A 26899-nucleotide genomic window follows, 5' to 3' on the forward strand; every position below is an offset into this window, starting at 1 on the left:
TCAGGTTTCTTTTGTGAAGATAAACGAACTGAATATCCGGTATTGGAAATTGAAGAGAAGTTTATCATCTTTCCTATTTAAATCATTTTTGCAGGTGTACATTTGTTTCTAACCGGAAAATAGAGGTACAGGGCATCATTTAGCTTGCCACTTTCTTTCAAGCTACAGCTTTGTATAAGATTGTTCAACTAAAAAAGATATGGCCTCTTTGATCTTATCACGACCTTCAGGAGTGTCTACATCTATTCCACAGAAAAGACTGCCATTTACCGAGGAAAACATATTAAGGTAATAAAGTCCGGAAACCATAATGGCCATTATAGAACGGAATTCTTTTTCATACTCGGTATATTTATAATCGATAAGTTTAAAAAGGTGCTCTCCGTTTTCTTCTTGTGTTGCTGTAAGCTTTGCTAATGATGCACGGGGTTCAGATAAGCGCCATAAAAGCAATTTTTGAGCTTCTTCATTACCATATACATAGTCAAACTGTGACATCAGTATTTGTTTGGTAAATAACATCCATTCCTTATCATCTTCCACTGTGGGCATTACTTTGGCTACTTCTTCAGCAGTTACCCTGCTCCAGTAGTCCTGCATTCGAATATATTCATCAATAAGTCCATCAAGCCCACCAAAATAGGTATAGATCATTTTCTTATCTACACCGGCTTCTTCCGCAATATTATTTATCTTTAATCCTGCATAACCTTTTGTTTTCAGAATTGTCCCAACGGCTTCCAAAAACTTCATTTTACTGCGTTCTTTATTCCTAATATTTCCAGCTGCTGCTTTTCTTTCCATGACTAAATATTCAACGATACAAGTTTAAGAATTTTTTTTGTCATTTTAGACACTTTGAAGTGTCTTATTTCATATATTTGCAAAAACTAAAACCGTTCAAACGATAAAAAACATGATGCAGTTGAAAATATAGACTATTCTGATTGTACCAATGTGTTTCTTTAGTTGAAAATTAATTGACGAATATTAGTGGCAGCTGAAGAGGAAAACACGAAACACAGACAGCATCATTACTCCGATAATGATGCTGTTTATTTTTTTTAAAGCAAAAAAGCCCTTTAATAAAGGATTTTCTACTCATTCTAAGATACTAAAATTATAAAATTGATATTTTTTTTGCATTTAGACACTTATGAGTGTCTTATTTTTGTATATTTGCATTAAACTAATAACCATTTTATTATAGTAAACACTATCGAAGTTGAAAAATTTAAAACAATTCTGATTGTAATTACAATGTTCCCTTACTTTAAGACAGTTTAGAACATTAAACAACTAAGGTAAAAACACACACAATCTGCATCATTAGATTTCTAGTGATGCTGTTTTTTTTTGAAAGCTTTTCAAAAGATGTAAATAGAATTTGAAATACACTGTTAATAATACGTTGTGCTCTACTCAGAATAAGAAAGTTTCTGATAAGACTTCTCTAATAAGAAAGAAATCGCTTTCTTTATTTTCTCTCGATCTGCAGGACAATTAAGATCTATACCACAAAAAATACTTCCATTCACAGAAGCATACATATTAAGGTAATAAAGCCCGGAAAGCATTACTGCTATAATCGAACGAAACTTCTGAGCATATTCCCGAAAATGAGAATCTACCATCAACTTAAAAAAATATTCTCTATTCTCTTCTTGTGTAGAGGTAAGTTGTATCAAGGATTTTCTGGGTTCGGACAACCGCCATAGTATCATTTTCTGCATTTCTCTATTATCATGCATATTTTCAAACTGGGATATCAGTAATTCTTCTATAAAAGCTATTCCCCCCTTATCTATTTTGGGGTTTATTTCACTCATTTTAGTGGCTGTAATCTCTTCCCAGGCGTTTTGTGACTGAATATATTCGTCCATAAGTCCATCCATGCCGTCAAAATAAGTATAGATCATTTTTTTATCTACTCCGGCTGTAGCAGCGATGTCATTTATTTTTAATGCTGTGTGCCCCTTGGTTTTAAGGATTTTTCCCACTGCTTCCAAAAACCTTTTTTTGCTCCGTTCCTTGTTCCGGATACGGCCTCCCGCTGACTTGTTTTCCATGGCTAACATTCAATTCTACAAGTTTAAGAAAAATTTTCAACTTTTAGACACTTACTAGTGTCTAATTTTATATATTTGCAAAAACTAAAACCATTTTATATAAACAAACACTAACGAGGTTGAAAAATTAAGATAGTTCAGACCGTAATTATGTTCCCTCAATTTTAAAGACAATTCTGAACATTCAACAACTAAGGTAAAAGTACGAGACACCAGCAGTATCATAATGTTATGATGCTGCTTTTCTTTTAAAACAAAAATTATTGAATGTAAAAAACATAATTTTTCAAATTTTGTCAGATCCTACACAATACTTTCTTCTTTATTCCGATTATTGTGTTGTCGAAAATGGTCTCAGAAACAATATTTTTTAAATTATTAAAAAAAAATTAAAAAATTTTCTTAGCCAAAAACACCATAAATAAAGGATTTCTTCCAATATTAAGCCCTGAATTCTATAATGTTAAGAAAAATTTTCATTGCTTAGACACTTTCAAGTGTCTTATTTTGTATATTTGCGCCAAACTAACAAACCATTCTGCATATAAAACACAGAAAGGATGAAAAATTAGTATTTCGAACACAATCAACAAGGGTAAAAACACTAACTGTAAATGGCATCATAGGTTTCTAATGATGCTGTTTTGTTTTTTAAAGAGTAAAATAAAGTTGATTATGCCTGTATATTTTGGCCTACCTCATTACATTCCTTCATAATTTTTTTTCAACTCTTAAAAAAAATATCTGCCCTTAATAATCTCCTCATCAATTTCTAAAATAATCATAATTATTGAAAAAAAACCCACGTATTTAATTGATTTTCTATACATTTCTATGCATTACACCTATAAAATAGACAATTCAACATTTCCTCTATAGAAAGCAAATGATGGTGCATAATTAAATTATGGGAATAATCTATTAAAAAGGGGTGGTGATTTGGTATAATTAAACTTATATTTACCAAAAATTTTAAATTAATGAATTATAAGCTTGAGCTCAACACTCAGGAGCCTAACTCTAAAATTGTTTTTAATACAATCATTTTCGATGCGTTCAAGGTAAATATAGTTGAAAGATATATTGGTTCAATGAAGGCTCGTCCAACATTATGTGAAGCTTTGTTTAAACTCAGAACATTAGACGATACTCTTATTGAAAGAAGAGATGGCAATACAAGAGTAAAGATAAAAGGTAATGATTTTGAAACGTATCAAAAGCTAACCAGAGATCTGAACTCTTATGAGTATAAGAACAAATTGATAAATAGAAAAGAAGTTGAACAGAACTATGTTCATTTCATTTTAAGTTTAGTGATTGCGAATTATCAGCTCAACTAAACTACTCTTGATATTTACTTCCAGCTAACAGGTCTATCATTCCATTCTTGCCCATTTTTTGTAGTAGTTAAATACTTCAAAATTGTTGTGGACATCAATGAAATTCTTTTTCCGTTCGAAAGATTCAAAAACAGAGTTTGTATTTTACAACTAAAATCCTGACAAATGTTGGGATTTTGTTTTTATACTAACAATAAAATGTATTTTTGAGGCAAACAGTAACCTAAAACAATCGCTTTGTCATGAAAACCGGTATTCCTATAGTTCTTTTCTTTGCCGCTTTATTATCATTCTCGAAAAAGGAAATATCCCCTGATATTACAGGAATCTGGAAAATGGATCTTTACCTGATGGATTCTGACACCATTTACTATAAAGACTCTGAAAAATATACCCAGAATTATTATGAAAAAAAATTAGGGAATATAAGTCCAAAAAGTAAAATCGAAATTGTTACAAAAAAGCTGTTTGATCAGTTTACATCGACAAAGTTTCTGGTTAATAAAAATACAATCAAAGCCTATACATTTGAAGGAGGCTCAACGGAGATCAATCTTAAATATAAACAGGCTGACGACAAGATTATCCTTGATGAGAAAGACAATAAAAAGCACAATTATATTGTTGATTATGACGAAAAATCTGATCTTTTAACCATCAAATATGAAGATTCTCAAACAAAGATCCTGAACAGATACTACAGAGTGAAAGAGTAAAAAATACTTATCTAATTAAAGCAAGTTGTTGGTAATGACATAGGAAATCGCTTCGATGATGTTCTTCACTCCTAATCTTTCGAACAGTTTGCTTCTGTGAAATTTGATGGTACTTGGAGCAACGCACAACTGTTCTGCAATTTCCTCTATTTTCAGTCCCTGAAGATACAGCCTGATAATTTCAATTTCTCTTAGTTTTAAATTAATTTTGGTCTCTTCTGACCATTTTCCGGTACAATGATTATACTTCCAGTAAGCATCTGATGTATTGGAAATCACGCGAATGTTTCCGGCATTCCGGTTAAGGGAATTAGAAACAACACAAACGGCTTTAGAAATATCTCCATGCTCATCGATTTCGATAGGCGTCACTTTGTGATTAACGAGTACATCTACGCTATTAGTATATTTCACATGAAAGTCATAGGTAATCGTGTGGGCTTTCTTTTCTTTAGGGGTAAGGCATTCAAAAAACTTAAATCCGTAAACGTTTACTTTTTTTAGGATTTCAAGATCTTCTTTTCTGGTATATTTTCGAAAAAAATTATAGCCCAATTTCTCAACCTCTTTCGCACTCAATCCTGAGAAAAGCAGAGGACTGTCAGAAATAAACTCCAGTTTTCCTGTCTTTAGGTTGGCTATATAGATACAGCCAACACTATTTCCTGCAACGGCTTTAAGCACGTTAAGGTATTTATCCGACGTATTCGTCTCTTCGGCAGGAGGTAAAACCAGCGCATTATCGCACCCCAATGAATTTATTCTATCTCTCATATTATGAACATGATAATAGTAAATACAAAAACTTTGTTATTAGATTTCTTTTTTGCAAACATATTCATAATTACCCTAAATAAAAAATCTATTAAAACTTAATTACATTTCAATATCAAACTACAAAACAATTATTTTGATATTAAAAAAATCTAAAAAACATCATTTTATTACATTTTAGATATTAAATATTTTCTTTTTTCAGAAATTTCCGGCAGAAAAATCGAAAAGAAATGAAGGGATCATTCATTTCTCATCCTAACGAAAACCTTTATTCTAGACGTAGAACAGAAGGTTTTTCTTTATCCAAAGACCTTTACAGTTATCAAAGTAAAATTTAATTCATCACATGAGGATTTAAAACTATACGAAAGTATAGTCATATTAAATTATTATTAAATTATTTTTACCCAGATCATAATAATAAAATAAAAAAGTAAAGAAACAATCTTATAAAATGAAAGAACCTCAACAAAAACTGCAGACCAACCGATTATAAAGCTATTACAAAAGACGAGCTGTTATAATTTAAAAGCTTGAAGCCACATTGAGTTATAAATGAATATTTTTCAGTACCGTTAATATTCCGTTCTATTTACAAATATTAACCTAAGCTAATAAGCAGGTTATTGACTTCAGAGCTTACCATCAACAATAAAAAAGCCTTTCTGCAACCCATTATCCACTTCAGAATAGATATTCTGACACCGTTGGATGGATGAAGGTAACAGAATACATACTTCCCCACTTTTCGATTACGATTTGAAACAGATCATCCCCTCCTGACTTTTACAAAAGTTATCAGGAGAAGGTTGCTATATATGATTAGAATAAGATAACATAATCATTTCACCAAAAAACTCTAATTAAAAATTGAATTATATGAGAAAAATTTTATCTATTATCTTTTTTTTCCTGGCTTTTGCATCGTACGTCCGGGGACAGACGTGTACTCCTGTTCCGGTGCCTTTTTTACAGTCATTCAGTACGGGTGCGCTACCTAATTGCTGGACAAGCCAAAATCCAACTTCTACGTCAACCAACGTGAATGTGAAGTGGAAATTCTCAGGAGCGGCAGGATACGGAGCCACCGGAAACGGAGGAAAACCTGCGGGAACTTTTGCCTGGGTAGATGCATCAACCCCTAATCTTGGGGAGCATACTGTGGAACTCATCACTCCTGAAATCAACTTAACCGGATTAACGAATCCTTATGTCAAATTTGAATGGTTTAAAGATCATCTGACCGCACTTAATGGAACTGTACCTCCTGCGGACAATAATCAACTTAAGCTTGAAGTAAATAATGGTTCCGGATGGGTACAGATTTGGGTCAGCAACACCAACAATCCTGAATGGAGAACGGTAGGAGTACCTTTGGCATCCAGCTATGCAGGGAGTACAATTCAGTTAAAATTCACCGTAGATAAAGATGTTGCCGGAAATGGCGATTTCTATGATGATATATTATTAGATGAGGTTCAGGTAATAGAAGCTCCAACTTGTTTTGAGCCTGCTAATCTGGCAGTATCGAACATTGCTCCTACATCAGCAACTCTTAACTGGTCTGCTCCTTTGGCCCCTGCCCCAGCTCCGGCAAACGGATACGAATATTATTACAGTACAAGCAATATTCCACCTGCAGTAGCGACTCCGGGAACAGCGAGCGCAGGAACAAGTGCCAATATCTCTTCACTTACTCCAGGAGCCACTTATTACTGGTGGGTAAGATCTGTATGTTCGGCTACGGACAAGTCACTTTGGGTAGGAGGAGCTTCCTTCATCCCTGGACAAATAGGTGGAGGAACCGCAACCAATGCATTTTTACCGGTTTATTCCTGCTCGGGATTCAATTATTCCCAACAGATTTATATGGCTCCAGAAATTGGGGCTGCAGTTGGAACTAATAATTATATAACGGCAATTAGATTTTTTGTTTCCACAACAGCTGCTGCTCAGGCTAATTACAACCAATGGGTAGTGTATATGGGAAATACTTCTCAAACGGATTTTGCCACAACATCCAGCTGGATTCCTTCTACTTCTTTAACGCAGGTATATTCTGGGACTTTGCCGGCAATGACTGTGGGTACATGGGTTGAAATTCCACTGGCAACTCCTTTTTTATGGGATGGAGTGAGTAATGTTGTGATTGGAGTGGACGAAAACGCAACAGGGACCTCGTGTACGGCAAACTGGGGAAGTTACTCTGCAGGAAACAATCGAGGAATGATTTATTACAGCACCACTGTAAACCCAGATCCCATGAATCTTCCTGCTGCCATCAGCCGTTATGCTGTACTGCCAAGGCTTCAGTTAACAGGAACAACCCTGCCCAACTGTACCACTACGCCACCAGCTAATATTACCGTAACCAATATTACCGCCACCTCAGCAAATGTTTCGTGGACCGCGGCAGCAAATGCTACTTATATTGTACGATATAGAATACCGCCTTCTTTAACATGGCAAACCGTTTATGTAACGACTCCTTTTACGAATAACATTACGATTACCGGTCTTACAGAAACCACTCAATATGAAGTGGAAATTGCCACTATTTGCGGGACGCAGGGAGCGTTTTCTGCTCCGGTAGCCTTTAGTACTCCTGCTTTGACATATTGTAATTCAGGAACAGCGACTGTTACGAATGGTTATATCAACAATATTACTATGATTGGATCGAATGTTCCTTTAACCAGTAATAATTCAGGAGCAACCACGTACACGGATTATTCTTTAGATCCAACAAAAACGATTACTCTTCTGCGAAATTCAACCAATAATGTAGTATCAGTCGGAAGATCTATTGTATCCGGAACTTATTCTACGAATGCCTGGATAGACTTTAACGGAGATGGAATATTTGACAACAATCCTTCCACGACCCCGGGAGGTGAAAGAATTATGAATCTGGGATATTCCAGTACAACTCCTGTCACTGCTAATTTTGATGTTCCTGCGAATGCTTATATCGGAAACAGTAAAGTAAAGATGCGTGTCATTGTATATTCTTTAACCCCAGTCAATGCCTGTGCTCCCCTTACGAGTAATGGTGAAGTAGAAGATTACTATGTGAAATTTATTGATCTACAACCATGTACCACTGCTCCTCCAACCAATATTGCAGTAAGCAATCTGACTCATAATTCTGCTTACGTATCATGGATGCCGACTGCAAATGCTACTTACGTCATCAGATGGAGACAGGGAACAACCGGAGCATGGCTTCCTAGTGCGGCAGGGCTTACCCTTCCAGCTGGGCAGAGTTTTCACACCATAACCGGGCTTACTGAACAAACGGCTTATCAAGTACAAATTGCAACGATTTGTGGAGGAACGCAAGGTGCATTTTCTGCGAGTCTAGGTTTTACAACCACTCCACTGACTTACTGTAATATGACAGGAACGGGAACTAATGATTTTATTTCCAATGTGAAGGTAACTCCTGTTAATTTTCCTGTAATGGATAATACTTCTGTTCAGACGAATTATATCAGCTATACGTCTCCTGCTACGCTTATTAATTTAGAAATAGGTTCTCAGGGAAATCAATTATCTGTTTCGAAAGCGTGGGATGGTACTCAGTATGCAGATGCTGTAAATGCCTGGATTGACTGGGACAGAGACGGAATTTTTACGGATGCTGAAAAAATAATGACGTCTGCTGCCAGCACATCAACTCCGGTAACGGCTACTTTTGATGTTCCTGCAACAGGAGTTTATACAGGTCCACTCACTACCACTATGAGAGTTGTCCTGAAAAGAACCAGTGCACCCATCATGTGTGCAGATGCTGCCAATGGTGAAGTTGAGGATTATGCAATCAAATTAAGACCTTGTAACAATGCAACACCAGGAACTCCTACTTTTACCAATATTACCCATAATTCGATTGTGATCAACTGGACTTCGGCTATCAATAGCAATGCTTTTGTACTGGAATACAGACCTGTTACAATTCCTGCTTCTGCCTGGACGACTTTAAATCTATCAATTTTAGGGGGAAATCCACCAATAACGATTAATGCACTGACTCCAGCTACAGCTTATGAAGTAAGACTTGCTGCAGTATGTGGTTCTACAGGAATCGGGGTTTATACACCTATTAAAAACTTTACAACAAGGTGTGATCCTACTCCACCTCATGTAACAATAAGTAATATAACGGCCAATTCTGCGGTTGTAACGTGGAACCCTGTTGTAGCTAGCGCGAATTATATTTTAAGATGGCGCGAAGTGGGAACGCTTCCTTGGAATACTCCAAATGTACCTCAACCTCCTGCCAATTCTTATACGATTCAAAACCTTGATTCTTTCAAAACCTATGAGGTACAGGTTGCCAATATATGTGTAGGTGAAACTGTAGAGAATGCATGGTCCAATCCTCAAGCCTTTACAACGACCAGAGTTTGCGAAATACCTCCACCAGGGCTTACCATTAGTCAGCTTACTCCAACCAGTGCAGAAATTACCTGGGATGCATTTCCTGGGGCAACTTATCATTTAAAATACAGAAAAGTAGGAATTCCGAGCTGGACTGATGTTATGGTTACGACCAATACTTATACTATTCTTGGCTTACTGGAACTTACCAAATATGAAATGCAGGTAGCCAATATCTGTAATGGAACAACGGGGCAATTTACCAAGTTTTACTATTTCACGACACCTACTGTGGTGTATTGTCCGATGTCGTCTGCTAACTCGGCAACAGAGTTTATTTCAAAGGTGACTGTTATTCCTAATGGTAACAAACAGATGATCAATCAATCACAGGCTTCTAATTATTCAAATTTTACAGGAAATCCTTTACAATTTATTGATTTGATACAAGGGGCTACAGACAACCAGATTATTGTTGATAAAACTTTAGGTAATGGTACTATTGCAGGAGTATCAGTATGGATCGATTTCAACAGAAACGGAGAGTTTGACATTAATGAAAGAATTCTTGCCGACGGACCTAATGGTAATGCTACTGCCAGTGCCACATTTACCGTTCCCAATAATGCTTTTATAAGTATGACGGATCATAAATATGTTGTGATGAGAGTTGCTCTTCAGAAAGATGGAATTCCTGTAAACTGTACCAATTTCCAGAATGGTGAAGTGGAAGATTATACGGTAAGAATATCTAAACCGGAAGTTCCAAACTCAATCAACCAAACAGAAATACATATTTATCCTAACCCTGTAAGCTCAGTACTGTATGTGAAAAATATTAGTCCAAAAGCGAAATATAAAATCTATAGTGCTGTGGGAAGGCTTATCTCCAATGGTATCATCCTGAATAATACAATTAATGTGAGCAATCTTATTAGTGGAATGTACATGATAGAGATTGAAGATACCCGTGGAATGGTGCAGAAAAAATTCATCAAAGAACCCTAAGCACGTACCCTATTGATAACCCAACCTTATTTTTTAGAAATTATAATCTATAGCTCATGAAAAACTTTATATTTAGTCTATTAAGCCTTTTTCTGACATTCGGTTCTTTATTCGGACAAAGAGATACTGAACATTGGATTGCTCCTTATTATGCTTCAACTACCTACACACAGGCGTTATATTTGTCTACCGACTCTCTAACACCTTTTGATGTAACGATATACAGCAATAATGTTGCATTGGGAACTGTTACGATCAGCAAAAACAGTCCACAAACTTATACGGTACCAGCGGCCAATATTGCAGCGACAACTCCTGTGGAAGCTTTCCAGGTCATCAATAAAGGTTTATACCTTAATGCAGCCAAACCTTTTTACTGTACATTGAGAATGGTAAGCGGCACTACCCATGCAGAAATCGTTACCAGCAAAGGAAAGGCAGGAATTGGAAAAGAATTTTATGTAGCAGCCACACCATCACCTTTTGTAAGTACAGGAAATAATTTTACAGCAGGTATTTTAGCGACAGAAAATGCGACATCGGTAACAGTAACATGGAATGCGGGAGTTACCTTTCTGGGAAGTGCTACTACAGCAACAACGCATACTTTTGTCCTGAATAAGGGAGAATCTTTTATTTTCGCAGGCAATGGAGTCAATCCTTCTAATATGAGTGCTTTTATCGGGGCTAAAATTGTTTCTGATAAACCCGTTACCCTTACCAACGGAAATGTTAACGGAAACTTCGGAACAGTAAGTAACTTAGGATCGGATGCTATTCTGGATCAGTCTGTTCCGGTAGAAAGACTTGGAAATACTTTTGCAATGGTACAAACAAGATCTACCGCAGCAGATCTGGAAGGAGGTATTGTAATTGCCACTGAAAATAATACAGAAGTCTTTTTAAATGGATCTGCTACACCAGCAGCTACGCTAAACCAGGGAGAATGGTACCGCATTTCTGGAGATGCTTATGTTCTACAGGGAACTTTAGGACATGCCAATATGTACATCACTACTTCAAAAAATGTTTATTTATATCAGTTTGTTGCCGTAAAAAACAGTAGCGCAACGTGCGGTTTTAATTACATCCCACCTCTGAACTGTTTTTTACCCAGAAAAATAGACGAAATCGGAAAGATCAACGAAATGCCGCTTGCAAATCCTACTCCCAGTGATATGGTTATTAAACTCAATATCTTAACGGAAGCAGGTGCTACGGTAATGGTCAACAGTTTTCCTCCCACTGCAGATCAGGGACCTTATCCTTTAACAGGAAATTCCGCATGGGTAACCTATGCGATAGAAGGAATTACAGGGAATGTAACCATTGTGTCTGATAAAGCAGTAACTGCAGGAATTAACGGCGGATACAACACTTCCGGCTATGGAGGATATTTTGCAGGATTTTCTTCTATTCCCGTGATCTCCAAAAAATCCGGAGAATGTGTACCGGGCATCATTTTGGAACTGAATGACGGTTACGATACTTATCAGTGGTTTTTAAACGGAGTTGCCATTCCGGGAGCTACTACTTATACGTACACGCCTACACAGGCAGGAAACTATACCGTAAAGGTAACTATGGGAAGCTGTCCTCCAGTTACAACACCTATTTATAAAGTATTTCCTTGTCTGCATGAATCTACCTCAACGGTTAATGCATGTGCTTCAAAGGTTATTACTCCTGTATTTTCAAACTCATCTCAAACTCCTGACGGAAACACGGTAACGATCATCACTCCTCCGGCACACGGAACGGTTACAGCACCCAATCCAACAACGGGAGCTTTTACTTATACTCCTAATCCCGGATATCTCGGTCCTGATCTTATTGTGTATCAATTCTGCAGCACTACACCGGAATTTAAAGATTGTGAGAAAGTGACCTTACAATTAAATGTTGTTCCCTTCATACTTACAGATACTACGGTGAAAGCCTGTCAATATTACGGAAAAGGAATCTTTGATTTAACAAAAGCTGCTGTAACCACTTACACTCCTGTCGTTAAAAAGTTTTATCTTACAATGGCGGATCTTAATTCTGACAGCAATCCGATTGCGGATCCTGTGAACTACAATTCTGCTGCCGGCATCGTATATGTAAAAGTAATTACCAGTGAAGGCTGTACGGGAACGGCAAAAATTACCTTGGCATTCCTGCCTTCTCCTGTTGTACAAGATGCATCATTAAGTGAATGTTTCCTTTCCGATAATGAAAGTAAGTCAAAATTTGATCTTACTACAGCCAATGTTACCAGTGAAACTCCTGTAACGAAAAAGTACTATCCTACATTTGCTGACGCTGATAATGGAACCAATGAAATTCAGAATGCTACAGGATATACTTCTTCCAATACAATTGTATATGCAAGGGTTTATAATGCAGACGGATGTTACTCTATCGCAAAAATTACGCTTCATGTTATTCCTCCTAAGAGATCTCCTATACTGGTAGATAAAATTATCTGTATAGATGAAAAAACCTCTTTAGATGCAGGGCCAGGATACGCTTCTTACCAATGGAGTACGGGTGCTGCCACTCAATCTATAGATAATATACCGGTAGGAAGCTATTGGGTCATTCTTGAAGACAACGGATGTTTTGTTAAGCAGCCCGTAAACGTTAAAAAATCTCAGGATCCAGTCATTCAGGAGATTGAAATTTCCAATAATACAGCTACCGTCATGGTTACTGGAGGTAAGACTCCTTATCTATATGCTGTAGATGCCCCAACAAACTGGCAGAATTCCAATGTGTTTACAGGTCTTACAAGAGGACAGCATACTTTCTATGTAAAAGATACTTACAACTGTACACCTGTTTCTGTAGAGCTTACTGTTCCTAATCTGATCAATGCTATTACTCCGAACGGAGATCATAAAAATGATTTCATTGATTACAGCGAACTGGCATACAAAGAGAATTTATCCTTCGTAGTATATGACCGATACGGAAACAAAATTTTCACAGGAAATAAGTTTAATGATTACAAATGGGACGGTAAACATTATGATAAAAAAATAGCAACCGGAACCTATTGGTATCATATCAATTGGAACGAATCCAACAAAGAAAAGACTCCTATACAATATACGGGTTGGATTTTAGTGAAAAATATTGAATAATTCTCAAAAAAACATACAAAAGGACCACGATAATTCATCGTGGTTCCTTAAATTTAAAGAATTTTAAACTTAAATATAATTTGCCTGCTATAGATTACACGTATAAACCCTATATATATGAAAAACATTCTACTCGTTTTATTATTAATCATTTTTAACATCAATGTTTCGGCGCAGAGAGATACGGATCATTGGTTTGCCCCCTACTATGCCTCAACCAGTTATACACAGGCATTGTATCTCTCTACAGATTCAACAACTCCTTTTGTGGTTACTGTTAACAGTAATAATATCCCTATTGGTACTGTAACCATTAGTAAAGGAGCGCCTCAGACTTTTGTTGTACCTATAGCCAACATCGCTGCTACCGTTACCTCAGAAGCTTTTAGTGTCATCAATAAAGGACTGTATGTACAGGCAAGTAAGCCTTTCTATTGTTCACTAAGAATGGTCAGCAGTACAACCCACGCTGAAATTGTAACAAGTAAGGGTAAAGCCGGGATTGGTAAAGAATTCTATGTAGCCGGAACCCCTACTACCACATCCAACTCCGGGTATAATTTCACGGCAGGAGTAATGGCAACAGAGAACAACACGGTTGTAACAGCTACCTGGAGCGGAAATATAGCCTTCTTTGGCGCTGCTCCTGCAACCAATACCCATACGGTAACGCTTAATAAAGGTCAGTCTTTTGTTTTTGCAGGAGGCACTGGGACCAATGGTCTCAACCAGTCGGCTTTTATCGGAGCTAAAATTGTTTCCGATAAACCTATCACCCTTACCAATGGAAATGTCAACGGAAACTTTGGAAATAATACCGGTTCAGGATCAGATGCCATTCTCGATCAGGCAGTACCTACAGAAAGATTGGGAAGTACTTTTGCCATGGTAAGAACCCGATCTTCCACAGATGATCTGGAAGGTGGTATTGTGGTAGGAACAGAGGATAATACACAAATATTCATTAACGGAGCGAATACTCCTATTGCAACCATCAACAGTGGAGAATTCTATAGAATCAAAGGAAACAATTATGTTCAGCAGGGTACTTCCGGACATTATAACATGTTCATTACCACTTCTAAAAACGTATATCTTTATCAATTGGTTTCCGTAGATAACAGTAGTGCGACCTGTGGGTTCAACTATATTCCGCCTTTAAACTGTTTTTTACCCAGAAAAATTGATGAAATCGGAAAAATCAACGAAATGCCAACCGGAACAGGAACCAGCAGTGTTGTTCCATTCGGTACAATAGTCAAATTAAACATCTTAACAGAAGCAGGAGCCAACGTAACGGTAAACGGAGTGACTCCTACAGCTGCACAGGGACCTTTCCCTTTAACAGGAAATTCAAACTGGGTGACTTACTCTTTATCTCCAACTGTTGGAAATATAACGGTAATTTCAGACAAGGCAGTAACCGCAGGGCTTAACGGAGGATACAGTACTTCAGGATATGGAGGATATTTTGCAGGTTTCTCTTCTATTCCCCTTATTGCCAAGCAGACGGGAGACTGTATTCCAGGTATTGTGCTGGAAGTTGATGACAGCTATGATACTTACCAGTGGTTCTTAGACGGAAATCCAATTCCTGGTGCTACAGGGAACACGTATACTCCTCTATCTTCAGGAAATTATACGGTGAAGATCTCTGTAGGTTCATGTGTTCCGGCAATTACTCCTGTGTATAAGGTGTACACATGTCTTAATGAAACCACCAAAGCCATGACGGTTTGCGAAGGATATGAATCTATTGTTCCTCAGTTTACCAATTCTACACAAACTTATGTTCCTAGTACGGTAACGATTATTACACCTCCAGCCAATGGAACGGCAACAGTAGATCCGGCAGGAGTTATTAATTATGTTCCTAACTTCGGATATATGGGACCAGATACTATCGTGTACAAATTCTGTGGAAACAATCCGGATTTTACAGACTGTGAGCAGGTAACTTTAACGTTAACCGTCTCTGAAAGTCCAAAAGTTCAGAATGTAACGATGAAGGCGTGTTTTATTCCTCAAACTCCTGTACTTGGATTATTTGATTTAACTTCTGCAGGTGTAAGTGTACAACCGGGAGTTACGAAACAATATTATCCTTCTCCAACAGATGCACAAAACGGCACTAACGAGATTCTTACTCCAGCCAATTATATTGCTCCAAATGGTGTAGCTTATGTGAAAGTAACGAATGCTAATGGATGTTTTAAAATTGCAGAGGTTACTTTAGTTGTAATCCCTCCTTCGTATTCTACCGTATTAAAAGATAAAATTATCTGTATGGAAAATACAACAACCTTGGATGCAGGACCAGGATTTGTAAGTTATAAATGGAGCACCGGAGCCACTACTCAAACGATCACTAATGCAGGAGTGGGAACCTATTGGGTAGATCTTAAAACCAGAGAATGTACTACCCGACAAAATGTAACGATTTATCCTTCCGAGCAACCTGTTATTTCTAGTATTAATGTTGAAAACAATACCGTTACAGTAAATGTTATTGGAGGAACCCCTCTTTATAAGTATTCGATGGATAATATCAACTGGCAGGATGATATTGTATTTAACAATGTACCTCGTGGGATCAATACATTCTATGTAAAAGACTCTTACAACTGTGTTCCTATTCAGGTAGAAGTTACTGTACCGAACCTGATTAATGTAATTACGCCAAATGGTGATGGTGTAAATGATGTATTGGACTACTCTGCTCTGGCTAAAAAATCTAACCTTGTCTTCAATATCTTTGACCGATACGGAAGTAAAATTTATGAAGGAAACAAACTGAATGGATACAAATGGGATGGAAGCATCGCTGGTAAGAAAGTCCCTACAGGAACATATTGGTTTGATCTGGGCTGGAATGAATCCAACAGCAAACAAACTCCTGTAAAATACACGGGTTGGATTATGGTAAAAAACAGAGAATAAACCACCAGACATTCATCTTTCTGTCTATATAAAAAGACAGATAAAAACATTATTAAAAAATAACTTACTTGACATCTAATAATTATTTACTATGAAAAAACTTTTATACACATTCCTAATTTTCGCATCAGGAATGCTATTAGCACAAAAAAGTAATACAGTAAAATTTGCCGTTTACAATGATGCAATCGGGACCGTGAAAATGTTTGACAACCACAAAGGCGACATTGAAAAGTTCAATGTTTATAAAACAAAAGCAAACCTGCCTTCCCATTTGAAAAAGTTTGAATATCTTGCCGATAACGGTTTAGTAGAAGTGAAACTAAAGAAAAATGCAGGCAATCCGGATACAATATCTCTTGAACTTCTGAACAGCCAGGGCAACGTACCCAAAAACAGCCCTGTGTTTGTTGAAGGCTACAAAATTGAAGGTCCGGAAACCAGAATTTACAGCGAAATAATCGACAATGTTGAAGTGATAGATTTCAACGGGCAGAAATGTTTAAGCATATCTACCATCCAAAAATAACACTCTGTTTTTGATGGAGTTCATTTAATTTAACCCGGCGGTTCTTCAAGAAGAACCGCCGGGTTTGTATTTAGTCTTATAGATTAGAAATTTAGCTGTCATTGAAAAGAAGTTCTGAATTCCAACGGCGACAGATTCGTTTTGTTTTTAAAAAGCTTTGTAAAAGACTGTGGATGTTCAAAACCCAATTCATAAGCAATCTCACTGATGGACAAATCGGTTGTAGAAAGTTTTTCTTTAGCCTTTTCTATCAATTTGTCATGAATCAGCTGCTGTGTACTTTGTCCTACAAGGGTTTTAAGCAATCTACTGAGGTAATTAGGGGAAAGATTTAGCGCTTCGGCAATCATCTGAACATTGGGCAGCCCTTTTGAGATCAGATCCTGATCATTAAAATACCTGTTCAATATATCTTCTATACGGGTAAGAACAGCGTGATGACTTATTTTTCTTGTAATAAACTGCCGTTCGTAAAACCTTTCAGAATAATTGAGTAACGTTTCAATATGCGAAATAATAATATTCTGACTGAACTGATCAATATCCGAATGATATTCCTGCTCAATATTTTCTATAATGGCATGGATGGTTTTCTCTTCTTTTTGAGAAAGAAACAACGCTTCATTCACTGCATAATCAAAAAAATCATACTTTTTTATTTTTTGGGCAAGGGAAGTATTCCACAGAAAATCAGGGTGAATCAGCAACATCCAGCCCGATTGTTCTTCCGTTGGATTAGGCGTCGTTTCAATTCTGAAAACCTGATTGGGAGCAATGAAAAACATGGTTCCTTCATCAAAATCATACTCCTGCTGTCCATATTTCAGCTTCCCGGAAATTCCTATTTTCAGAGATATCTGGTAAAAATTCAACATCCAGTTGACCTCACCAATATCTTCCGGCCGTTTAACGGTGCTGTAATCAACAACACTGATCATCGGATGCTCAGGAGGCGGCAAACCTCTTGAACGATGAAATTCAGTGATGGTTTTTATACTTTTGGTGATCCGTTGTTCCATAGAGTAAAGGTATCTTTTTTATTTCATTGTACTCCCTATGTTTTATTGTAAATCATTTTGATAAGCCGTTGCAAAATCTGTAGCAAAGTCGGCCAGTTTTACTTTTCCTAAAACAGGTCTGTACAGGTTATAATCTTCATATAAAACACCCGTTCTCTGGCTTGCCTGAGTTTCAACAAATCCTTTAGCTATCTGTTCGTTGAAACCAATTTCCAGCCAATTCTTTAAAAGTTCTTCATCCGAAATAACATTCCATTGCAGATCGGGTTTGCCAATTGCGGCTCCCAGAGCTTTTGCGATTTCGTTAGGTGAAACTTCATCACTCGCCACATAACGGTAGGTTCGTCCTTCAAATGGCAGTTCTACTTCCTCTGCAATCACATCCGCAATATCCAATGGAGAAACCCAGGGTTCTTTTTGATCACCGCCCCAATTTGAAACAATAGAACCCTTATTTTTGATGGTGTTGATGAATGAAAACAGATTGAAATAGATACCAACCGGACGGATAAATTTAATGGAAGTATCATCGGCCAACTCATTCAATATTCTTTCTACATAATGATGAAAGACAATGATTCCCGTTCCTTTATCAGTATGCGCCCCGATGCTGCTGAGGTGAACAACCTTTTTTACTCCAGACCTTTCCACTGCAGTTTTATAATGATGGCCTATCTTTTTGATCGTCTCAATAAAATTGATGTTTTTATCAAATAAATCTCCCGCCGCTTCCATGGTTTCCATCAAATAAACAATATCTGCTCCTTTAAAAGTTTGGATTAAGAATTCTGTATCAAACATGCTCCCTATCGCTGCTTTTGCTCCCAGTGCTTCAATAGCAGGTATTCTTTCTGAAGCGCTGCTGATCACCGTTACCGAATGTCCTTTTTGTACAAGCTGTTCTGTAAGTGTTCTTCCGATGTTCCCAATGGAACCTGTTAAAACAATATTCATTTTTTATCTGTTTTTGTTGAGGTAAAATTCTGAATATTGCATCAGATACACTTAGCCGATTCTATCTTCTTCTTAGCCAAAAATAATCGGGAACTCATTGCAAAAATGATAATGAAGTAATTATAAAACCACCTGCTATTGTATAACAGATGGTTCATTAAAATTGTAATCAGGTCATTCTGATTATACTATTTCGGTAACTTTGGAGGGGTTATCCTTTGGTTCTTTGTATTTAAAGTTCCAAGAAAAGCTTCCAACTGAAGAACCTCTTCATTGGTTAAGTTTAAAGGGGTCAGCATTTTCGATTTTTGAGACTCCAGGCTCACTCCTTCATGAATGGTAGACCGTTTTTTAGGAGGTTCCGGATTTCCTTTGTTATAAAAATGAATAACATCCGCCATGGTCATAAAAGCTCCGTTATGCATCCATGGGCCTGTTCTGGTAATTTCTCTCAACGACTGTACTCTAAATTTCCCAGCGTCTTCCCCATTTTTTGTGACCAGATATCTTCCCAGATCTTCCTGTTTTGAGCCCAGCAGTGAAGTCCCGATATTTTCAAATCTGTTGTTGGAAAAGTACCCTGAATTATGACAATTCATACACTGTGCTCTCGTTCTGAAAAGATGCAGACCCATTACTTCATTGTCTGTAAAAACATCAGATTTCCCCTCTATAAACTGATCAAATTTACTGGATGGGCTTTTCACTGTTCGTTCAAAGGTGGCAATCGCTTGGGCAATTCTATCCTTTGTCACTGTTTTTTCTCCAAATGCTTTTTCAAAAAGGACTTCATACCCTCGAATATTGGCAATTTTTTCCGTAGCCAGATCAATATGTTCGTTCATTTCCTTTGTGTCCTGAATCGGCATATGAGACTGTTCTTCCAAAGAAGCTGCACGCCCATCCCAGAATAAGGTTTTGGCATAAGCAACATTGAGAATACTCATCGCATTTCTTGATCCCAGCTGCCGGTCATGCCCAAAAGAAAAAGTACGGTTATCGCACCATCCCAGTTCGGGATCATGGCAGGATGCACAGGCAATCTGGTTGGAACCTGAAAGTCGCGGATCATAAAACAAAGTTTTTCCTAATATTGCTTTTTCAGCGGAGTAAGGGTTATCTTCAGGAAACTGAATTTCAGGCAAATGTCCTATTTCCGTAAAATAAGGGACAGCTTCGGAGTTCAGAGTAGGTTTAGGCCATTTTGAAACGTCTCTGGAGGAATATAATTTTCTCAGTTCCGCTACAAACGAGGTTTTATCATTAATTTCTTTATTGATTTTTGTACTCAAACAGTTATTTAAAAGAGAAACCGTGAGAAACAAAACAACAATCCAGCTTATTGCATTCTTCATTGATCCTTAGCTTTATGATAAAATAATTAATAGTAAAATTATAAATAGTTTAGTATCCCGGATTTTGCAGCATATTGCTATTGATGTTGATCGATTCCTGCGGAATAGGCACAACAAATTTATCATTGGGATATGTCGGACTACAGTTATTGCCAATGCAGCCGTTATTACGCACAATATTCCTGTGATTCCTCATAAGATCAAAGAAATACTGGTTTTCAAAAACAAATTCTTTCCTTTTTTCTTCCAATAAAACATCCATCGAAATACTTGTAAGCAACGATAATCCAGCTCTGTTTCTAATGGCGTTCATATCCTGTAAAGCCACATCCGTTTTACCTAAATGAATGGCAGCCTCAGCTCTGATAAAATAAACCAAGCTTAAGCGATACATCAGGCTTATGTTCTGAATTTTATATTTCTTTGTGAAATAATAAGGCAAATTGCTTGTTGTACTTCCATTACCCGCTGTTTTTAAATTTTGTGTTTCAAACAGTTGTTTCCGGATGTCATTGGAAGTATACAGATTATAGATATCTTCAGAAGCAACATACGTTGATCGGTTTGTTGTTGTTTTAAAATTATATAAGTTCGCCAAAGAAGTTTCGTTTTCGGCAGTATTAGCCAGATACCATATAGATTCCGGGACGGCCCATTGAGTGAGTAATTCATTTTTAGAACTCAGGGTCAAACCAGAACCTGTGATAATCTCCTCTGCATATTGATATGCTTTTTGCCAATCGTTTTTCCAAAGGGCAACTTCAGCAGCCAATGTTTTTACAGCAGTAGGGTTCATGAAATTTCTGCTTTCTCCTGCCGGAATTGCCTGCTGATTCTGAATCAAGGACAAAGATTGAGTGATATCATTTTCAAGTAAGGTAAAAGTTTCTGCAGCCGTCTTCCTCGCGGGGAAATCTATACCAACTTTTAAAGGAGCTGTATTATAAACAATTCCCAGGTGAGAGGCATCCGAGGTATAAGTATAATTCTGTCCGTAATATTTAAACAATTGGAAATGTACAAAAGCCCTCAATGCCAACGCTTCCGCTTTTATTTCACTGATTTCCGATGTTGAAGCATCCTGAACATTATCCGCATATTGCAGAATAAGATTGACATTATTAATGATCTTATAGTTATCAGAATAGTATAATTTCAATTCACTTTCAGACTTCTGATCATCAAACTGATAGAGCTGATCTACCCTTGCAGGAAGTGAAATGATATTGGTAGAACTGCTGGGTGGATTTTTGAAATTCCCGGACAATAAATCACCATATACGTACGCTGCTTCTGTGAAATACGTACTGCGAAGTTGGTAATAGGCGCCATTTAAAGCTTCCAGAATTCCTTTTTTCGTAGAAAGCTGTGTATTGATAGAAATGGCTTCTTCCGGCTCATGTTCAAGAAAATCTCTGCATGAAACCATGGAAACCAACGCCATTGATATGAAGATTATTTTTTTCATTTTTTACTTTTTTAAAAATTCGCTTTAAAACCAAAACTGAAGGTTCTCATTTCCGGATACAGATACCTGAATTCTCTGATCCCGTTTTTCCCCGCAGGAGACTTTTCTTTATACCAATACAAGACATTGGTACAGTCTAAAAATATACTGGCACTTTTTATAAAACTATTCTTGATGGTATGAAGCGGAAGTTTATAATTAAGGTTGATATTCTGCAGTTTGATATAGCTGTTATCATAAATGTACTTGCTGTTGTTGGCTATAGTAGGTTTGGTGGTAGGTTTTCTGTTGGACGCGATATCTCCCGGGGCCTGCCAATAATCTAAAGCGTTGACACTTACGTTACGGTTGATCAGAATCGTATATTTATCTATAAGGTCGCTTGCGACCAGTACATTTCCGCCCCATTCGAAATTGACAAGGAACGAAAGACTGAAATCTTTATATCGTATCGTATTATTCAATCCACCGGTAAAATCCGGCTGAGAATTTCCGATAATGGTATAATTGGTTTCATCAAGTGCCGTAAATTGCCCTGATTCTGTTGGAACACCTTTTACCATAAATAGATCCATTCCATTAGCAGGATTTACTCCCAGCCATTCATATCCCCAGATTGCAGAGGTGGAAACTCCTATTTTCTGAGCGCGGGCTATGGCTGCTGTAGAAAATTTTTCTTCAAGTCCAAAAAGTGCTGTTACCCTGTTTTTAACTGTAGCAATATTAAATGAGGTAGTCCATGTGAAATTCTTCTTATTGAACCAGTTTCCTTTCATAGAAACTTCTACACCCTGATTATACATGGATGCTCCATTAATTTCCGCAGTGCTGTATCCTGTTTCCATGGGAACATCTCTGTTCACAATCATATTTGAAATGTTATTTCGGTACAGTTCCACAGTGAAATCTATTTTTTTGAACAAACTGAAATCTACTCCCAGATTGAGTTTTTCGTTTTTTTCCCAGGTAAGATTACGGTTTTGAGGAGATGATGAATCTGGATAAGCATAGTCATAATCATAGTTGAAGCCATTCCCTGCTACCATATACAGGCCTGAAGAACGATAGCTCCCTATTCTTGAATTCCCCGTCATTCCCCACGAAGTACGAAGTCTCAAAAAGCTTATCACCGGATTCTCTTTTAAAAAATTTTCCCTGGAAATAAGCCATGATGCTCCAATTCCTCCATTTACTGAAGCATTCACATCTTTTCCGAATGCTGAGCTCTCATCTCTTCTTATAGTGGCGGAAAGGAAATATTTTTTATGAAAATCATAATTCAGCTGAGAAAAGAAACTTCTTCCGCTGTCTTCCTGAGTAAGTGCTCTGAAAATACTCGGACTTATAGCGTCCCAGGGATACTGATAGGTAGAATATTCTTTAAAATTGGTTCCCAAAATAGCTTCTTTATAATCTTTGGTATGACGGAGCTCCATCCCAAGTAATAGGTCTGCATGATGGTTTTTCCAAAACGTTTTTTCATAATATAAATGGGTACTCCAGTTCCATTTTTTACTGTCTGAAGTATTGATTCTGCTTCTTCCCCGAATGGTTTTCGTCATTCCACTGTCGTTAAGACCAGACTTCCAATCAATATTCTTTTTATCTGAGAGGTCAATTCCAAAAACAGTACTTAGTTTTAGTCCTTTGGTAATTTCATAACTCATATTCAGACTGGAAAGCAGTGAATTATTTTTGACATTTATAATATTCTGATTAGCTGCTGCAAGAGGATTGGCAATACCCGCTGTTCCTGTAGAAGCATACGTTCCGTCTTCATTATAGATGGCTTTATCAGGGCCCAGAATAAAATTAAAATATGTATTGGGCTGTTCTTTATAGAAGTTATTATAAGCTGCGTAAAGACTGATATTCAATTTTTTATAATTGAAACCTATGGTGGCATCTATTCCTTTTTTTTCCAGGAAGTTCATCACTTTAGATTCATTATTTTTAGAATAATCCAAACCGATACGATAGGTAAGATATTTTCCACCGCCGCTTGTGGTAAAATTGGTTCTGTAGAAGTCTCCGTTCCTGTTCATCACATCAAACCAATTTACATCTACTCCATTCCATGCATAACTTTGAGGTTTTACCCCATTCATCAGATAGTCGTTGTAAAGTCCTGCATATTGCTGCCCGTTGAGATATTTGATTCTGTTAATACTCTGAGAAACTCCGTATTGTGTGGTAAACGAATAGGAAGGTTTTCCTTTTCGACCTTTTTTCGTGGTGATCAGAATAACGCCATTGGCAGATTCAGCTCCATAAAGAGCCACAGCCGCCGCATCTTTAAGAATATTAATACTTTCAATATTATCTGTATTGAGTCTGGCCAATGGGTTAATATTCATTTCAGAATTGGAATCTGCACCATTGAAGTAGGTTTGAGCAAAAGGATTATCTTCTCTCATAATGATCCCGTCTATGACAATCAGTGGTTGTGTGGAAGTCCCGGGAGTTCCGGAAAAGGAAACTAATGACCCCAACCCCCGGATATTAATATTCACCGGTTTTCCCAATTCGGGACTGCTTACAATTTGTACTCCGGGCGCCATTCCGGCGATCATTTTGTCGATGCTTTCGTAAGGTTGGGTAATGTTAATGTCTTTTTGAGTCAGTGTAACAATGGAACCTACAACTTCTTCTTTAAGCTTTTTTGTTCCGTAAGATGAGGTCACAACAATTTGTTCAATCGATTGCACATTTAGTGAATCTTTTATTTCGACTGATGAGTTTTGGGCATTGATAGATATGACACCACAAATCATCAGAATGCTTGCGACAGATTTATTCATTACTGTTGGATAGGATTAATTTACAATAGAAAAATGATGACTGGTGGTTTAAAAACTGTATTGCTCGTTTAGAGTAAACAGAATTTTTGTGATTGGAATTGAAAAGAAACGGGTACAATGTTTAACAGCCATCTTCATGAAAACTTTAATTAGAATCAATAAAAATAATTGCAAATTTAGGTAAATTAATTAAAAACGGAAGAATCTTCACTCTTATTTTAGGAGGAAAACTAAACTGTAAAATGAAGATCATTACCGATAATTTCAACGAATTCCTTTGGTTACAGGCTCATTCAGTCATATTTTCAAAAGGTTAATCCATATAATATCAGCCATTTAAGCAACACTGATGTCATTCCTGTATTGAATACCGCATATTATCTCACAAAATAGAAGAGTTTTCCTTTAAAATAGCTATAATTTGATTAAATTTACGTCAATAACAAAAGCATAAAAACACCTAGAAATAAATCTGTATGAATAAGAAAAGTGCCACGATATATGACATTTCAAAGAAGCTCAACGTAAGTGTGGCAACTGTTTCGAGAGCATTGAACGACCATCCGAGAATAAGCCAGGCCACGAAGGAACTGGTACGCAAAACGGCTAAGGAAATGAACTATAAGCAAAATAACCTTGCCAAAGCATTAAAAAGCGGTGAAACCAAAAACGTCGGCATCATTGTTCCTTACATCAACACCAATTTCTTTTCCTCCGTAATCAGAGGGATTGAAGAGGAACTTTCTCCTCTTGGCTATCATGTTATCATCTGCCAAAGCCACGAAGATGTCAATATTGAAAAAAGACAGCTCAACACGTTGCTGAATGCCCAGGTGGATGGTATTTTTATGTCTGTTTCCAAAACAACTACAGATACGGAGCATATCACCAGTATTTTAGAAACGTCTAATACCCCGATTATATTTTTTGACCGTAAAAAAGACATACCGGGAATCAGCACGGTAACAATTGATGACTACCGAGCAGGATATATGGCTACAGAGCACCTTATTCAGGAAGGATATAAGAATATCTGTCATTTTGCCGGAGATCTTAACCTCGAAATTTATCAGCATCGTCTAAATGGTTACAAACAGGCATTACTTGATCATAATTTGCCTATAAAAGAAGACCATATTATTTCTACAGAAAGTTCAGTAGACGGTGGCACTGAAGCCATTAAGAAGCTTTGGAGTAAGAAATCTGTTCCGGATGCTATATTTTCTTCAAGTGATTTTGCAGCTTTAGGCGCCTGTCAGGAATTGAAAAGACTTTCCATAAAAATTCCTCAGGAAGTAGCCGTAATTGGATTTTCCAATGAACCTTTCACCCAGTTTATGGAGCTTCCGATCAGCTCGGTCGACCAGACACCGGGAATGATGGGGAAAATGGCCGGACAGGTATTTTTAGAAACGGTAAAGGAAAACAATTCGGGCGTTTCTATTGAGAAAAAAGTAGTATTGAAACCACAGCTTCATATCAGAAAGTCTTCGAAAAGAAAATAATATTCATACAGAATAAATAGATCTACTGTACATTTTGATCTGTCCCTCATGTTTTTACGAACAGATTAAAACTTATGAATTTTTTGAAATTCATAGGAAAAGATGTGATAATCAATGTTGGTATGTTTTTTATATTCTTCGGGAAACTTTTCAATAACGTCAAAATACATCCCCAATCCGGTCTCTATATTCTGAAAGCGACTGAGGTAAATTACTTTCCATAAACCACCGCCTATTGACAGTACGTCTTTTTTATGATCTCCATGATACCATTTTATAATGGGAGTATCACCTACATTACAGCATACAGTACGCTGATCCAGGATATCTATCCACTGATATTCTACAGGAATCAGGATCTGGTTTTCTGTGTTGATAAGCCCCCACTTTCCCTGTCCTAGCCTTCCTTTATATTCGTCACCATTCCACGACTTGCTATCCCATAAAAATTCATAAAAAAGCTCATTAGACTCATCATCATATTTCCAATGATAGTCGCCTGTAAAAATCTTAAAATATTTTTGATCGATCAAAGGAGATATATAATCATACACAGGCGGTATAATCTGGAAGCCATTAATGAGCATAACGCCCCATTTTTTCTGTCCTTCAATCATATTGTAAAATCGAACCATTCCATTTGAATAATCAACGATTTTTGACACCTTAAGTTCCTCTATATTATTATACTCATCAGCGGTATACACTTTTCCGTCTTTATACTGAAAGATTGATATTTTAAGTCTTTTAGATAAGAAAATCGTCTCATAAAGTTCTAAAGGATTATCCATATTATTTTGTATATCTTAAATATAATACATCCATTCTATGACTTCTTCGGTGGTCTCTGTACATGACAGGGTTCCATTTTTAATACTTTATCATTGCAGTCCTGAATGCCATTCAA

General features: G+C 37.0%; 16 protein-coding genes. 7 read left to right on the plus strand and 9 right to left on the minus strand.

From position 1 onward, the window contains the following. Positions 1–162: 162 nt before the first annotated feature. Positions 163–804 (minus strand): TetR/AcrR family transcriptional regulator, encoded by a 642-nt coding sequence (locus tag ACQ76T_RS08735; RefSeq protein WP_431342918.1) that lies wholly within the window; start codon positions 802–804, stop codon positions 163–165. 614 nt (positions 805–1418) lie between these two features. Continuing rightward, complete coding sequence (locus ACQ76T_RS08740; RefSeq protein WP_431342919.1) at positions 1419–2069, minus strand: TetR/AcrR family transcriptional regulator; 651 nt, start codon at positions 2067–2069, stop codon at positions 1419–1421. 980 nt (positions 2070–3049) lie between these two features. Between ACQ76T_RS08740 and ACQ76T_RS08745 the strand changes: the two genes are divergently transcribed. Then, positions 3050–3409: a prevent-host-death protein gene (locus ACQ76T_RS08745; protein ID WP_422692762.1), complete on the plus strand. Its 360-nt coding sequence runs from the start codon at positions 3050–3052 to the stop codon at positions 3407–3409. Positions 3410–3651: 242 nt separating this feature from the next. Continuing rightward, positions 3652–4125, plus strand: a complete 474-nt coding sequence (locus ACQ76T_RS08750; RefSeq protein WP_431342920.1) for a hypothetical protein — start codon at positions 3652–3654, stop codon at positions 4123–4125. 15 nt (positions 4126–4140) lie between these two features. Here the strand turns inward: ACQ76T_RS08750 and ACQ76T_RS08755 are convergent, their stop codons facing one another. Next, complete coding sequence (locus tag ACQ76T_RS08755) at positions 4141–4899, minus strand: response regulator transcription factor (protein WP_431342921.1); 759 nt, start codon at positions 4897–4899, stop codon at positions 4141–4143. Positions 4900–5781: 882 nt separating this feature from the next. Here ACQ76T_RS08755 and ACQ76T_RS08760 point away from each other — a divergent pair. From ACQ76T_RS08760 to ACQ76T_RS08775, 4 genes are all read left to right on the plus strand, one after another. Beyond that, positions 5782–10293 carry a fibronectin type III domain-containing protein gene (locus ACQ76T_RS08760; protein ID WP_431342922.1) on the plus strand — a complete coding sequence of 1504 codons (4512 nt, stop codon included), beginning with the start codon at positions 5782–5784 and terminating at the stop codon, positions 10291–10293. A gap of 56 nt (positions 10294–10349) precedes the next feature. Continuing rightward, positions 10350–13421 carry a T9SS type B sorting domain-containing protein gene (locus tag ACQ76T_RS08765; RefSeq protein WP_431342923.1) on the plus strand — a complete coding sequence of 1024 codons (3072 nt, stop codon included), beginning with the start codon at positions 10350–10352 and terminating at the stop codon, positions 13419–13421. A gap of 117 nt (positions 13422–13538) precedes the next feature. Continuing rightward, a complete protein-coding gene (locus ACQ76T_RS08770; protein ID WP_431342924.1) occupies positions 13539–16361 on the plus strand; it encodes a T9SS type B sorting domain-containing protein in 2823 nt (940 codons plus the stop codon). Between the two features lie 91 nt (positions 16362–16452). Beyond that, complete coding sequence (locus tag ACQ76T_RS08775; protein ID WP_431342925.1) at positions 16453–16890, plus strand: hypothetical protein; 438 nt, start codon at positions 16453–16455, stop codon at positions 16888–16890. A gap of 98 nt (positions 16891–16988) precedes the next feature. On the opposite strand, the gene ACQ76T_RS08780 is transcribed toward ACQ76T_RS08775, so the two are convergent. The 5 genes from ACQ76T_RS08780 to ACQ76T_RS08800 form a co-directional block, all read right to left on the minus strand. Then, positions 16989–17909, minus strand: coding sequence for a helix-turn-helix domain-containing protein (locus tag ACQ76T_RS08780; RefSeq protein WP_431342926.1), 921 nt, complete (start codon positions 17907–17909; stop codon positions 16989–16991). A gap of 42 nt (positions 17910–17951) precedes the next feature. After that, complete coding sequence (locus ACQ76T_RS08785; RefSeq protein WP_431342927.1) at positions 17952–18863, minus strand: NAD(P)H-binding protein; 912 nt, start codon at positions 18861–18863, stop codon at positions 17952–17954. A 188-nt stretch (positions 18864–19051) separates the two neighbouring features. Beyond that, positions 19052–20218: a cytochrome-c peroxidase gene (locus tag ACQ76T_RS08790; RefSeq protein WP_431342928.1), complete on the minus strand. Its 1167-nt coding sequence runs from the start codon at positions 20216–20218 to the stop codon at positions 19052–19054. Positions 20219–20267: 49 nt separating this feature from the next. Next, entirely contained in the window at positions 20268–21686 is a 1419-nt protein-coding gene (locus ACQ76T_RS08795) for a RagB/SusD family nutrient uptake outer membrane protein (protein WP_431342929.1), read from the minus strand. Between the two features lie 11 nt (positions 21687–21697). Continuing rightward, the gene (locus ACQ76T_RS08800) at positions 21698–24487 is read right to left on the minus strand and encodes a SusC/RagA family TonB-linked outer membrane protein (RefSeq protein ID WP_431342930.1); all 2790 of its coding nucleotides are present in this window, start codon (positions 24485–24487) and stop codon (positions 21698–21700) included. A 476-nt stretch (positions 24488–24963) separates the two neighbouring features. On the opposite strand from ACQ76T_RS08800, the gene ACQ76T_RS08805 reads away from it, so the two are divergent. Next, on the plus strand, positions 24964–25992 hold the full coding sequence (locus tag ACQ76T_RS08805; protein WP_431342931.1) for a LacI family DNA-binding transcriptional regulator: 1029 nt from the start codon (positions 24964–24966) through the stop codon (positions 25990–25992). Between the two features lie 65 nt (positions 25993–26057). Here ACQ76T_RS08805 and ACQ76T_RS08810 read toward each other — a convergent pair whose 3' ends face one another. After that, positions 26058–26783 carry a WG repeat-containing protein gene (locus tag ACQ76T_RS08810; protein WP_431342932.1) on the minus strand — a complete coding sequence of 242 codons (726 nt, stop codon included), beginning with the start codon at positions 26781–26783 and terminating at the stop codon, positions 26058–26060. Positions 26784–26899: the final 116 nt, after the last annotated feature.

It is taken from the genome of Chryseobacterium sp. JK1 (genome assembly GCF_050632815.1).
In the GTDB taxonomy this organism is placed as follows: Bacteria; Bacteroidota; Bacteroidia; order Flavobacteriales; family Weeksellaceae; genus Chryseobacterium.

What these genes read in the sequence shown, in the direction of transcription:
- ACQ76T_RS08735 (WP_431342918.1), bottom strand. Translation starts at nt 804, where the DNA reads ATGGAAAGAAAAGCAGCAGCTGGAAATATTAGGAATAAAGAACGCAGT.
- ACQ76T_RS08740 (WP_431342919.1), bottom strand. Translation starts at nt 2,069, where the DNA reads ATGGAAAACAAGTCAGCGGGAGGCCGTATCCGGAACAAGGAACGGAGC.
- ACQ76T_RS08745 (WP_422692762.1), top strand. Translation starts at nt 3,050, where the DNA reads ATGAATTATAAGCTTGAGCTCAACACTCAGGAGCCTAACTCTAAAATT.
- ACQ76T_RS08750 (WP_431342920.1), top strand. Translation starts at nt 3,652, where the DNA reads ATGAAAACCGGTATTCCTATAGTTCTTTTCTTTGCCGCTTTATTATCA.
- ACQ76T_RS08755 (WP_431342921.1), bottom strand. Translation starts at nt 4,899, where the DNA reads ATGAGAGATAGAATAAATTCATTGGGGTGCGATAATGCGCTGGTTTTA.
- ACQ76T_RS08760 (WP_431342922.1), top strand. Translation starts at nt 5,782, where the DNA reads ATGAGAAAAATTTTATCTATTATCTTTTTTTTCCTGGCTTTTGCATCG.
- ACQ76T_RS08765 (WP_431342923.1), top strand. Translation starts at nt 10,350, where the DNA reads ATGAAAAACTTTATATTTAGTCTATTAAGCCTTTTTCTGACATTCGGT.
- ACQ76T_RS08770 (WP_431342924.1), top strand. Translation starts at nt 13,539, where the DNA reads ATGAAAAACATTCTACTCGTTTTATTATTAATCATTTTTAACATCAAT.
- ACQ76T_RS08775 (WP_431342925.1), top strand. Translation starts at nt 16,453, where the DNA reads ATGAAAAAACTTTTATACACATTCCTAATTTTCGCATCAGGAATGCTA.
- ACQ76T_RS08780 (WP_431342926.1), bottom strand. Translation starts at nt 17,909, where the DNA reads ATGGAACAACGGATCACCAAAAGTATAAAAACCATCACTGAATTTCAT.
- ACQ76T_RS08785 (WP_431342927.1), bottom strand. Translation starts at nt 18,863, where the DNA reads ATGAATATTGTTTTAACAGGTTCCATTGGGAACATCGGAAGAACACTT.
- ACQ76T_RS08790 (WP_431342928.1), bottom strand. Translation starts at nt 20,218, where the DNA reads ATGAAGAATGCAATAAGCTGGATTGTTGTTTTGTTTCTCACGGTTTCT.
- ACQ76T_RS08795 (WP_431342929.1), bottom strand. Translation starts at nt 21,686, where the DNA reads ATGAAAAAAATAATCTTCATATCAATGGCGTTGGTTTCCATGGTTTCA.
- ACQ76T_RS08800 (WP_431342930.1), bottom strand. Translation starts at nt 24,487, where the DNA reads ATGAATAAATCTGTCGCAAGCATTCTGATGATTTGTGGTGTCATATCT.
- ACQ76T_RS08805 (WP_431342931.1), top strand. Translation starts at nt 24,964, where the DNA reads ATGAATAAGAAAAGTGCCACGATATATGACATTTCAAAGAAGCTCAAC.
- ACQ76T_RS08810 (WP_431342932.1), bottom strand. Translation starts at nt 26,783, where the DNA reads ATGGATAATCCTTTAGAACTTTATGAGACGATTTTCTTATCTAAAAGA.